The organism is Pseudomonas sp. Leaf127, assembly GCF_001423155.1.
Classification (GTDB): Bacteria; Pseudomonadota; Gammaproteobacteria; order Pseudomonadales; family Pseudomonadaceae; genus Aquipseudomonas; species Aquipseudomonas ovata.
Genome location: NZ_LMOA01000026.1, coordinates 208035 through 220364, shown reverse-complemented (window position 1 = coordinate 220364; position 12330 = coordinate 208035). Strand labels below are relative to the sequence as shown.

General features: G+C 64.6%; 9 protein-coding genes. 4 read left to right on the top strand and 5 right to left on the bottom strand.

All coding sequences use genetic code 11. The annotated features are described in order from the left end of the window. Window positions 1-156: 156 nt before the first annotated feature. A complete protein-coding gene (locus tag ASF84_RS28200; RefSeq protein ID WP_056842193.1) occupies window positions 157-1116 on the bottom strand; it encodes an alpha/beta hydrolase in 960 nt (319 codons plus the stop codon). A 154-nt stretch (window positions 1117-1270) separates the two neighbouring features. Between ASF84_RS28200 and ASF84_RS28195 the strand changes: the two genes are divergently transcribed. Further along, window positions 1271-3664: a penicillin acylase family protein gene (locus ASF84_RS28195; protein ID WP_056842192.1), complete on the top strand. Its 2394-nt coding sequence runs from the start codon at window positions 1271-1273 to the stop codon at window positions 3662-3664. A gap of 114 nt (window positions 3665-3778) precedes the next feature. Here ASF84_RS28195 and dmpG read toward each other — a convergent pair whose 3' ends face one another. From dmpG to ASF84_RS28180, 3 genes are read right to left on the bottom strand one after another with little or no spacing between them, the layout of a single operon-like run. Continuing rightward, window positions 3779-4822 (bottom strand): 4-hydroxy-2-oxovalerate aldolase, encoded by a 1044-nt coding sequence (dmpG, locus tag ASF84_RS28190; protein ID WP_056842191.1) that lies wholly within the window; start codon window positions 4820-4822, stop codon window positions 3779-3781. A 10-nt stretch (window positions 4823-4832) separates the two neighbouring features. After that, window positions 4833-5783 carry an acetaldehyde dehydrogenase (acetylating) gene (locus tag ASF84_RS28185; protein WP_056842190.1) on the bottom strand — a complete coding sequence of 317 codons (951 nt, stop codon included), beginning with the start codon at window positions 5781-5783 and terminating at the stop codon, window positions 4833-4835. 43 nt (window positions 5784-5826) lie between these two features. Then, entirely contained in the window at window positions 5827-7131 is a 1305-nt protein-coding gene (locus tag ASF84_RS28180; RefSeq protein ID WP_056842189.1) for an MFS transporter, read from the bottom strand. A gap of 208 nt (window positions 7132-7339) precedes the next feature. Between ASF84_RS28180 and ASF84_RS28175 the strand changes: the two genes are divergently transcribed. Further along, complete coding sequence (locus ASF84_RS28175; protein WP_056842188.1) at window positions 7340-9079, top strand: IlvD/Edd family dehydratase; 1740 nt, start codon at window positions 7340-7342, stop codon at window positions 9077-9079. A 115-nt stretch (window positions 9080-9194) separates the two neighbouring features. After that, window positions 9195-9917, top strand: a complete 723-nt coding sequence (locus ASF84_RS28170; RefSeq protein ID WP_056842187.1) for a FadR/GntR family transcriptional regulator — start codon at window positions 9195-9197, stop codon at window positions 9915-9917. A 377-nt stretch (window positions 9918-10294) separates the two neighbouring features. On the opposite strand, the gene araD1 is transcribed toward ASF84_RS28170, so the two are convergent. Next, complete coding sequence (araD1, locus tag ASF84_RS28165) at window positions 10295-11290, bottom strand: AraD1 family protein (RefSeq protein ID WP_056842205.1); 996 nt, start codon at window positions 11288-11290, stop codon at window positions 10295-10297. A gap of 105 nt (window positions 11291-11395) precedes the next feature. On the opposite strand from araD1, the gene ASF84_RS28160 reads away from it, so the two are divergent. Next, window positions 11396-12328 (top strand): LysR family transcriptional regulator, encoded by a 933-nt coding sequence (locus ASF84_RS28160; RefSeq protein ID WP_056842186.1) that lies wholly within the window; start codon window positions 11396-11398, stop codon window positions 12326-12328. The last annotated feature ends 2 nt before the right edge of the window (window positions 12329-12330 follow it).

Sequence of the window (12330 nt, the reverse complement as noted above, 5' to 3'; positions counted from 1 at the left end):
AGCGATAATCCGCAGGCCAAGCTGTCGGCCGTGATCAACTAAACGGCAAACTCAGTGGCCAGAGCCATGATGAGTTACACCACTTCCTGGGACACGATCACGAAACGCCACAATTTTACGACTGCTAACGCAGCCGGTCGCGGGCAGAGCGCGCTCCTACAAGCGCAGCTTCGGATTCTGTATACGTCCGTTCAGGAACTCGAAATACCGTGCGCGCAGTTCCGGCACTTCATTGGCCAGGTGGTGCCGGGCCTCGCGCAGCATCAGGATCTGCGGCTGGCTGAATTTTTCGTTGAGCACGCCCAGGTTGTGGCTCCAGTCGACGGTCATGTCCGACTCGCCCTGCACGATCAACGGCGTGCGCGGGCTGCGCGGGGCGTTTTCGATGTGCACGATCCAGCGCGCCAGGGCACCGACCCAGGCGGTGGGCAGGCGCTTGGGTTGCAGCGGATCGGCCAGCAGGAAGGGCAGGAAGGCCGGCGCGTTGGAGTTTTCGGTAAAGCGCCGGTTGATGCCGCTGACGAACGGGCGCAGCAGGTAATAGCTGGCCTTGGACCAGCCCCAGGCACGCGGACGCACCAGCGGTGACAGCAGGATCACCTGGCCCTGGGCCGGGCTGTCGGCGCCGCGATGCAGCACATGGTCGACCACGATCGCCCCGCCGGTGCTCTGCCCGCACAGATGCCAGGGCTGCGGCAGACCCAGCGCCTCGGCTTCGACCAACAGGCGCTGCAAGACGGTCTGGTACTCGGCGAAGTCGCCAATGCTGGCGCGGCTGCCGCTGGATAGCCCGTGCCCCGGCAGGTCGCAAGAGATTACGGCGAAATGCTGTGCCAGCGCCCACTCGACCACATGCCGGTACAGGCCCATGTGGTCGTAGAAGCCGTGCATCAGGATCAGCGTGGCCACCGGTCGCTCGGGCCGCCAGACCTGGCCGACGATCTCGTAGCCGGCCACGTCCAGGCGCCCCAGCCAGCTGCGTACAACGTTTTCGCCACCCAGGGCGCCCAGGCTGTAGAAACGCTGGTAGGCCTGGCCATCGGGCGACAGCACGTCGCTGGCGTGCAGCGGCACCAGGCTGGCGCGCAGGTGCTCGTAGTTGAAAGTGTCGGACATCAGGCATCCACAAGGATCAGGTAAAACACAGCCTCGATCTTCGGCTGTCTGCAAGGCGCTGGCAAGCCACTGCGTCACAAACCGGCCAGCCTCTACACAGCCTGCAAGCAAGCCTGTAGCCTGCGCGGTTGCCATGCCCTCACCGAGATACCGGATGAAACGCCGTCTTCGCATTGTCGCCATGACCCTCGGCGTCCTCCTGGCCCTGCTCGCCGCCGGGGCGGCCTGGTATGTGCACAGCAAGCAACCGGTGCGTCAGGGCGAGCAAGCGCTAAAGGGGCTGCAGGCACCGGTCAGCGTGCGCTACGACGAACGCGGCGTGCCGCACATCCGGGCGCAAGACCAGGCCGACCTGTACCGGGCGCTGGGCTATGTACAGGCGCAGGACCGTCTGTTCCAGATGGAAATGCTCCGCCGCCTGGCGCGCGGCGAGCTGGCCGAGGTGCTGGGCCCCAGACTGATCGACACCGACAAACTGTTTCGCAGCCTGCGCATTGGCGAGCACGCCGACGCCTATGTCGCCCGCCAGGATCGCAACACGCCCAGTTGGCAGGCGTTGCAGCACTATCTGGACGGCATCAACCAGTATCAGGACAGCCACCCTCGCCCGCTGGAGTTCGACCTGCTGGGCATTACGCCACGCCCCTTCACCGCCGAAGACACCCTGAGCATCGGTGGCTACCTGGCCTACAGCTTTGCCGCTGCCTTTCGCACCGAGCCGTTGCTGACCTATGTGCGCGACGAACTGGGCGCCGACTACCTCAAGGTGTTCGACCTGGGCTGGCACCCGGATGGCCTGCTCGACGCCCGCCCGACCCTGAGCCAGGCCGACTGGCAGGGCCTGGGCGCCCTGGCGCAGTTGAGCCATCAGGCCTTGCAGGACGCCGGCCTGCCGCAGTTCGAAGGCAGCAATGCCTGGGCCATTGCCGGCAGCCGCACCCGCAGTGGCAAACCCTTGCTGGCAGGCGACCCGCACATTCGCTTCTCGGTGCCGGCGGTGTGGTACGAGGCGCACCTGTCGGCGCCGGGTTTCGAGCTGTACGGCCATTACCAGCCGCTCAATCCGTTTGCCTTTCTCGGCCATAACCTGGATTTCGGCTGGAGCCTGACCATGTTCCAGAACGACGACCTGGACCTGATCGTGGAGAAAACCAACCCCGACAACCCCGAGCAGGTCTGGTATCAGGGTCGCTGGGTGGACATGACCCGCAGCGAACAGCAGATCGCGGTCAAGGGCCAGGCGCCCGTCGGCCTGACCCTGCGCCGCTCGCCCCATGGGCCGATCGTCAACGACGTCCTGGGTCGAAATGCCGGCAGCACGCCGGTGGCCATGTGGTGGGCGTTTCTGGAAACCGACAACCCGCTGCTCGACGGCTTCTATGAAGCCAACCGCGCCGACACCCTGGGCAAGATGCGCAGCGCCGCCGAGAAGATCCAGGCGCCAGGGCTGAACATCGTCTGGGCCAACACCGCCGGTGACATCGGCTGGTGGGCCACCGGCCAGTTGCCCGTGCGCCCGGCCGGGGTCAACCCGGCCTTCCTGCTCGATGGCAGCACCGGCCAGGCCGACAAGCCGGGCTTTTACCCGTTCAGCGCCAACCCGCAGGAAGAAAACCCGGCGCGCGGCTATATCCTGTCGGCCAACGTCCAGCCCTTGTCGCCAGCAGGTATCGAGATTCCGGGCTACTACAACCCGCCCGAGCGCGGCCAGCAGCTTGATCAGCAATTGCGCGACCCGGCCATCAAATGGGATCTGGCATCGAGCCAGGCCCTGCAACTGGGCACCCGCACCGACTACGCACGCAGCATCCTCAAGCCCTTGCTGCCGGTGCTGCGCCAGGTGGTCAGCGACCATGGCGAACAGCAGTGGGTCGAGAAAATGGCCGACTGGTCGGGTGATTACACGCTGGACTCGGTCCCGGCCACGTTGTTCAACCAGTTCTTGTATGACCTGGCAGACAAGACGTTCCGCGATGAGCTGGGCGACGCTCTGTTCGATACGTTGCTGTCGACCCGGGCGTTTGATTCGGCCCTGCCGCGCCTGGCCGCCGAAGCCGACTCGCCGTGGTGGGACAATCGCGGCTCACCGCTGACCGAAACCCGCACCGATACCGTACGCGCAGCCTGGCGCGCCAGCATCAACCACCTCACGGCCGTGTACGGCCCGGACCCCAGGCAATGGCAGTGGGGCAAGGTCCATACGCTGACCCACGCCCACCCGCTGGGGGCGCAAAAGCCGCTGGACCGGCTGCTCAACGTCGGCCCCTTCCCGGCGCCGGGCACGCATGAAGTGCCCAACAACCAGTCGTCACGCCTGAGCCCTGCGCCGTGGCCGGTGAACTACGGTCCCTCGACCCGGCGCCTGATCGACTTTGCCGACCCGGCCCACGCCCTGGGCATCAGCCCGGTGGGCCAGAGCGGCGTGCCGTTCGATACGCACTATGCCGACCAGGCCGAAGCGTACATGCGTGGCGAGTACAGACCGCAGCACCTGAGCGAAGCAGACGTGGCGGCGCACAGCCAGGGGGAGTTGCGACTGCTGCCGTAGGAGCGCGCTTGCCCGCGACCGAGCGCGTAGCGGTCGCAAAATTGATGAAACGCCACAAATTTACGACTGCGAATACATCCGCAGAATCTTCGAAACGCCACAATTTTGCGAGCGCTAGCGCACTCGGTCGCGGGCAAGCGCGCTCCTACGGAGGTCAAGCGCCACGTCTACGATCATGTCTTCCTGGCCGCCCACCATGCGCCGCTTGCCCAGCTCGACCAGGATATCCACAGTCTTGAGGCCATAACGTGCTGCGGCCGCTTCGGCGTGGCGCAGGAAACTCGAATACACCCCGGCATAGCCCAGCGCCAGGGACTCGCGGTCGACACGCACCGGGCGGTCCTGCAACGGGCGCACGATATCGTCGGCGGCGTCCATCAGGGTGTAGAGGTCCGTGCCGTGGTTCCAGCCCAGGCGGTCGGCGGCGGCGATGAACACCTCCAGCGGTGCATTGCCGGCGCCGGCGCCCATGCCGGCGAGGCTGGCGTCGATGCGGTCGCAGCCCTCCTCCACCGCCACGATCGAATTGGCCACTCCCAGCGACAGGTTATGGTGGGCGTGCATGCCGGTTTCGGTGTCCGGCTTGAGCACCGCCTTGAACGCCCGAAAGCGCTCGCGCACATCCTGCATGCTCATCGCCCCGCCCGAGTCGGCCATGTACACGCATGTGGCGCCATAGCTTTCCATCAACCGCGCCTGCCCGGCCAACGCCTCGGGCGCCAGCATGTGGCTCATCATCAGAAAACCCACCGTGTCCATGCCCAGCTCGCGGGCACACTCGATGTGCTGCCGGGAGACATCGGCCTCGGTGCAATGGGTCGCCACCCGCACCACGCGAGCACCGGCGTTGTAGGCCGCCTTGAGGTCATGCACGGTGCCGATGCCCGGCAGCAGCAAGGTGGTGATGCGCGCATGGCTGATGACATCGGCCACCGCCTCGATCCACTCAAGGTCCGAATGGGCGGCAAACCCGTAGTTGAAACTGGAGCCCTGCAAGCCGTCGCCGTGGGCCACTTCAATGCTGTCGACGCGGGCACGGTCCAGCGCCCGGGCGATGTCCTGCACGTTCTGGATCGAATACTGGTGGCGCACCGCATGGCTGCCGTCGCGCAGCGTCACGTCGGAGATATACAGCTTTCTGGTCGGATCAAAGGTCATCGCGGGTTCCTCAGGCGTTCAGCATCGACTGGGCCATCCGCTCGGCGGTGGCCAGCGCGGCGCTGGTCATGATGTCGAGGTTGCCGGCGTAGGCCGGCAGGTAGTGTGCGGCGCCTTCGACTTCGAGAAACACCGAGGTCTTGAGCCCGCAGAACCGGCCCAGCCCGGGGATATTCAACGGCGCCTCTGCCGGGATGACCTCGAACTGCACACGCTGCTTGAGCCGATAGCCCGGCACATAGGCGTGCACGGCAGCAACCATCTCTTCGATGGAGGCCTCGATCAGCGCCTGGTCGGCGGCCTCGGACAACACGAACACGGTGTCGCGCATCATCGGCGGCGGCTCGGCCGGGTTCATGACAATGATGGCCTTGCCCTTGCCGGCGCCACCGATGGCCTCGATGGCCCGGGAGGTGGTTTCGGTGAACTCGTCGATGTTGGCGCGGGTGCCGGGGCCGGCGGACTTGCTGGCAATCGAGGCGACGATTTCGGCGTAGTGCACCTTGGCAATGCGCGACACCGCCGCGACGATCGGAATGGTCGCCTGGCCGCCACAGGTCACCATGTTGACGTTCAACCGGTCCAGGTTCTGCTCCAGGTTGGCCACCGGCACGCAATAGGGCCCGATGGCCGCCGGGGTCAGGTCGATCAGGCGGATGCCCGGCTTGATCGCCCGCAGCAAGGCGTCGTTGTGCACATGGGCGCCGGCCGAGGTGGCATCGAAGACAAAATCGATCTCGTCGAACACCGGCAGGCGCGTCAGGCCTTCGACGCCTTCATGGGTCACCGCCACGCCCAGCCGGGCGGCGCGGGCCAGGCCGTCGGAGGCCGGGTCGATGCCGACCATCGCGCCCATTTCCAGGTGCCGGGCGTTGCGCAGCACCTTGATCATCAGGTCAGTGCCGATATTGCCCGAGCCGACAATCGCGACTTTGAGCTTCTTGGTGGTTTCAAGGGTCATGCATGTGCTCCGTAACGGCGGGCATCCCTGCGCGCCTCAAGGGTCAGGAAGTCTGTCCGAGCGCGGCGGCGCGGGCCTGGGATTTCTTTTCCAGCTGGGTGTAGACGATCCAGGTCAGCACCACCCCGCTGAGCATCACCGCCGACAGGAAATACAGCCCCGACGACAGCGTGCCGGTGTATTCCTTGAGCGCACCGATGCCGAACGGGCCAATGTAGCCGCCCAGGTTGCCGAACGAGTTGATCAGGGCAATGCCCGCGGCCGCACTGGCACCAGACAGGAAGCGCCCCGGCAACACCCAGAAGATCGCCGTCACCGAGAACAGGCTGAAGGCCGTCAGGCACAAGGCCGCCAGTTGCCAGACAGGAATGCTCAGCCAGGCACTGAGGAACAGGCCGGTGGCGCCGAGGATGTACAGCACGGTGAGGTGCCCATAGCGGTCATTGAGACGGTCAGAGCTGCGCGGCACCAACAGCAGGCCCAGCACGCCGAAGATATAGGGAATCGACGAGATGAAACCGGTGGTCAGGTCGCTGCCGCCGAACTGGTGCACCAGGGTCGGCAGCCACAGGCTCAGGCCGTAGGTGCTCAGGGTGCTGGGCAGGTACAGCAGCGCCAGGATCAGCACGCGGCGATCAGCCAGGGCGCGCAGCGGGTTGGTGTGGTCGGTCTGGCCGTACTCGGCGCGGTCTTTCTCCAGCTCGCCCAGCAGCCACTGACGGTCGGCCTCGGCCAGCCAGCGGGCATCCTTGGGCGTGTCGGGCAGAATCTTCAGGGTCGGCCAGGCCAACAGCACCGCCGGCACCCCGATGACGATGAACAGCCACTGCCAGCCGGCCAGGCCAAAGATGCCGTTCATGCCCAGCAGCCAGCCGGCCAGGGGCCCGGTGACCATCAGCGCAATGGGCTGCGAGAGAATGAAGAAGCCCAGCACCTTGCCGCGATTGCGCACCGGGAACCAGCGGGTGATGTAATACAGCACGCCCGGGAAGAAGCCGGCCTCGGCCGCTCCCAGCAGAAAGCGCATCACATAGAAGCTGTAGGCGCCCTGCACGAAGGCCATGCCGACGGTAATCAGCCCCCAGGTGATCAGGATGCGGGCAAACCAGCGCCGCGCGCCGAACCGCTCCAGCAACAGGTTGCTGGGCACCTCGAAGATGAAATAGCCAATGAAGAACAACCCGGCACCGAAGCCATAGGCCATGTCGCTCAGGCCCAGGTCGGCGTTCATGTGCAATTTGGCAAAGCCGACGGCGGAGCGGTCGATGAATGCGACCAGGTACAGCAGGATCAGGAACGGAATCAACCTGAGCGTGAGCCTGCGAATGATCCGAGCTTCCGGATTCATAGGTGTTCTCCAATTGTTTTTGTTATGGATTCGTTAGTCCTGATTAATCTGACTAATCACCGGCGCACAGGCCGGAAAAGCCGGATCGACTCATTGATCCGGACAATATAGTAATACTATTTAACCCGCAACCCTTTGAAATGCCCCTCATCTGGTGTATGTTTCAGGCACAGCATTCAAATAGTCATACAATAAGAGTTGCCTGATCATGACCGACAAGAAGACCCCACTGCGCTCCGCCCAATGGTTCGGTACGGCCGACAAGAACGGCTTCATGTACCGCAGCTGGATGAAGAACCAGGGCATCCCGGACCATGAATTCCAGGGCAAGCCGATCATCGGCATCTGCAACACCTGGTCGGAACTGACCCCCTGCAACGCGCATTTCCGCAAGATCGCCGAACATGTGAAGAAAGGCGTGCTGGAGGCTGGCGGCTTCCCGGTGGAGTTCCCGGTGTTCTCCAGCGGCGAATCCAACCTGCGCCCCACGGCCATGCTGACCCGCAACCTAGCGAGCATGGACGTCGAGGAAGCCATTCGCGGCAATCCGGTAGATGCCGTGGTGCTGCTCACCGGGTGCGACAAGACCACGCCAGCCCTGCTGATGGGCGCTGCCAGTTGCGACGTACCGGCCATCGTGGTCACCGGCGGGCCGATGCTCAACGGCAAGCACAACGGCAAGGACATCGGCTCCGGCACCGTGGTCTGGCAAATGCATGAAGCCTATAAAGGCGGGCAGATCAGCCTCGACGAGTTTCTGTCGGCCGAAGCCGGCATGTCGCGCTCGGCCGGCACCTGCAACACCATGGGCACCGCCTCGACCATGGCCTGCATGGCCGAAGCCCTGGGCACCTCGCTGCCGCACAACGCCGCCATCCCGGCGGTCGACTCGCGCCGCTATGTGCTGGCACACCTGTCGGGCATGCGCATCGTCGACATGGTCCGCGAAGACCTGCGCCTGTCGAAGATCCTCACCAAGGCCGCGTTCGAGAACGCCATCAAGGTCAATGCCGCCATTGGTGGCTCGACCAACGCGGTGATCCACCTCAAGGCCATTGCCGGGCGCATCGGCGTCGAGCTGGACCTGGAAGACTGGACCCGTGTCGGGCGCGGCACGCCGACCCTGGTCGACCTGCAGCCGTCCGGGCGCTTTCTGATGGAAGAGTTCTACTATGCCGGTGGCCTGCCGGCAGTGATCCGCCGCCTGGGTGAAAACGGCCTGCTGCCCAACCCCGACGCACTGACCGCCAATGGCAAGAGCCTCTGGCAGAACTGCCAGGCCTCACCGCAGTACAACGACGAAGTGATCCGCCCGATCGACAACCCGCTGGTGCCCGACGGCGGCCTGTGCATCCTGCGCGGCAACCTGGCGCCACGCGGCGCGGTGGTCAAGCCGTCGGCCGCCACGCCGGCGCTGATGCAGCATCGCGGCCGCGCCGTGGTGTTCGAGAACTTCGACGATTACAAGGCGCGCATCGCCGACCCGGACCTGGACGTCGACGAAACCTGCGTGCTGGTGCTCAAGAACGCCGGCCCCAAGGGCTACCCGGGCATGGCCGAGGTCGGCAACATGGGCCTGCCGCCCAAGGTGCTGGCCAAAGGCGTGACCGACATGGTACGCATTTCCGACGCGCGCATGAGCGGCACCGCCTACGGCACGGTGGTGTTGCACGTGGCCCCGGAAGCGGCGGCCGGTGGCCCGCTGGCGGCAGTGCACAACGGTGACTTCATCGAACTCGATTGCCTGGCCGGCCGCCTGCATCTGGACATCAGCGACGAAGAACTGCAAGGCCGCCTGCTCGACCTCAAGCCCGACACCTCGGCCAAAATCTTCTCCAGCGGCTACAGCCGGCTGTACGTCGACCATGTGCTGCAGGCCGATGAAGGCTGCGACTTCGATTTTCTGGTGGGCTGCCGTGGCTCGGAGGTGCCGCGTCATTCACATTGACCCACGTCCACCGGGCAGGACCGCCAGCCGCTGTATTGCCGCGCCCCCCTCAGCCCGGACCCAGGTGGGAGGGATGTTATGATGCAGCGCATTTCGCCAGAGCCCCTGCGTCTTTATGGATTACCAGACTCCCAAGCCACGCAAAAGCATGCACGCCCAGATCGTTCAGGAACTGGGCATGCACATCGTTTCCGGCCGCTTCAAGCCTGAAGAAAAGCTGCCACCGGAAGCCACGCTGTGCGAGGAGTACAAGGTCAGCCGCCCGGTCTTGCGCGAAGCCACGCGGGTACTGACGGCCAAGGGGCTGGTCTATTCACGGCCACGGGTCGGCACCGTGGTCCGGCCCCGGGTGGAGTGGCACCTGCTCGACCCGGACGTGCTGTTCTGGCTGATGCAATCCACGCCACACAGCGAGTTTTTCAACACCCTGGCCGGGGTGCGACGCATCCTGGAACCGGAGATTGCCGCGCTGGCCGCCAGCACCGCGACCGACGCCGACATTGCCGTGATCGAAGCCGCCTACCAGCGCATGGAAGCGGCCAAGACCCGGGAAGAAATGCTCCAGCCCGACCTCGACTTTCACCGCGCCATTGCCGACGCCACCCATAACGACCTGCTGGCCTACATGTGCAACATGCTGTCGCTGCCGCTGCGTGAGTCGATCAACCTGACCAACCTGCGCCCCAACACCCAGCAACTGAGCCTGCCGCGCCACCAGGCGATCCTGACCGCGATCAAGAACCGCGACGCCCTGGCCGCCCGCTACGCCTCGCTGGTGCAGCTCGACGACACCCGCACGGCACTCGATACCGTCATGAATGTCCTGACACCGCTGTAGGAGCGCGCTTGCCCGCGACCGGCTGCGTTAGCAGTCGTAAATTTGTGGCGTTTCGTAGATTTAAGCTCGTAAATTTGTGGCGTTTCATAGATTTAAGCTCGTAAATTTGTGGCGTTTCGTAGATTTAAGGCCGTAAATTTCAGCGTTTCATAGATTTAAGCCCGTAAATTTGTGGCGTTTCGTAGATTTAAGGCCGTAAATTTCAGCGTTTCATAGATTTAAGCCCGTAAATTTGTGGCGTTTCGTAGATTTAGGCCCGTAAATTTGTGGCGTTTCGTAGATTTTGCGAGCGCTGGCGCACTCGGTCGCGGGCAAGCGCGCTCCTACAGCGTTCCAAGCAGTCCTGCGCCTTGGCGTGGCGTCTACGCGCTTGTGACTCAAAGCCCGACAATCCCCCCCGGCGCCAACGGCTCGTCGTCCTGCACGATGCCGGTGCGAAGCGCGGCGCCGAATTCCGGGATCTCGATTTCGAAGGTGTCGCCTGGCTGCGGCTTGATTGCGTCGGCGAACGACAGCGTGGCAGTGCCGAAAAAGTGCACGTGCACATCCCCGGGGCGCAGGAACTGGCGGTACTTGAAGTGGTGGTATTCAAGATTTTCCAGGCTGTGGCACATGTTCTGTTCGCCGCTGAGAAACTCCTTTTCCCACAGCACTTCGCCGTTGCGATGAATGCGGCTGGTGCCGACCAGATTCGCGGGCAGCGCGCCGATGCGCAATTCCGGGCCATAGGCACAGAACCGCAGCTTGGAATGGGCCAGGTACAGGTAGCTGCGCCGCTCCAGCACATGGTCAGACAGCTCGTTGCCCAGCGCATAGCCAAGACGGTACGGCTTGCTGTCCGGACCGATCACATACAGGCCGACCAACTCGGGCTCCTCACCGACGTCCTCGGCAAAGGTAGGCAATGGAAAGTCGGCGCCGGGGCGCAGCACGATGCTGCCGTCGCCCTTGTAGAACCACTCCGGCTGCGCGCCCACCTGCCCGGTCCCCGGCTTGCCGCCCTCCACGCCCCAGCGAAACATGCGCGCCGTGTCGGTCAGGGTCGCTTCATCCTGGTCCTTTTTCTGGTGCATCTTGTCACGGGTGTCGGCGCTGCCCAGGTGGGTCAGGCCGGTGCCGCTGACCAGGCAATGGGCCGGGTCTTCATGGTCCAGCGGCGCCAGCACCAGGCCGCCTTCGAGCAGTTCACGGTACAGCGGGCCGGCTTCGCTGCCGCGCTTGAGCACTTCGTCCTGCAGGCCGTGGCCGGCACTGATGGCGGCCAGCGCCAGCTCGCGGGTGCTGCTGGTGGCAAGCACGGTGTGCACCTGCTCGCCTTCGACAAGTCCGACGCGGCGCTCGCCGGTCGCGGTCTGGTACTGGATCAATCGCATGGTCATGGCCTTCTTGTTATGGATGAGATGGCCAACACTTTACGAATCCACCGATGGCCTGCCTAATGACGACCATTGATGACGTGATAACGGGCGCTTATCCCCATGGTTGCACCGCTCTCCTCGCTGATTTCCCGCTTGCGCCTCAAACAGCTGCGCCTGTTGATCGCGCTGGACGACCACGGCTCGCTGCACAAGGCCGCCGAACAGGTGTCGATCACCCAGCCGGGCGCGACCCAGGCACTCAATGAAATCGAATCGGCGTTCGGCACCCGGCTGTTCACCCGCACCAGCCAGGGCCTTGAGCCCAACGACCTGGGACGCTGCGTGATTCGCTATGCACGGCTGATCCACAGCGACATGGCGCACCTGCGCGAAGAAATGCTCGGCATCCTGCAAGGCCAGGGCGGGCGCATTGCCGTGGGCACGGTGATGGGCGCCGTGCCCTTGCTGGTCGACAGTCTGGCCCGCCTGCGCCAGACCCAGCCGGAGTTGTCGGTGGAAATCGTCGAGGACACCAGTGCCCGGCTGCTGGGCCTGATCGACCAGGGCCGGCTCGACCTGGCCATCTGCCGCACCAGCGTCAGCCAGCGCCCCGACGCCTACGATTGCCTGCCCCTGGCAGCGGAAGCCTTGCGGGTCGTGGCCAACACCCGGCACCCGCTGGCCAGCGCGTCACGCCTGACACTGGCCGACCTTGAAGGCCATGACTGGATCGTCTACCCGACCAACATGCCCATGCGCCGGGTGCTGGAGCGAGAATTCAGCCAGGCCGGGCTGGATTTTCCGCGTTTTGCCATCGAGACCGCCTCGACCTTCGCCACCCTGACCCTGCTGCAGCAGGACCCGCAGCGCGTGGCCGTATTGCCGCAAGCGGTCGCCGAGAGTGCCCGCGGCATGGGCATCGCACCCCTGGCGCTGGCGCTGCAATCACGCAGCGAACCGTTCTCGCTGGTCAGCCGGCATAACAGCCCGCTGTCGGCACCGGCAAGGTTGTTGATGGAGGCGTTGCAGGTGGGGGTGGGTGATCCGTATTAGCC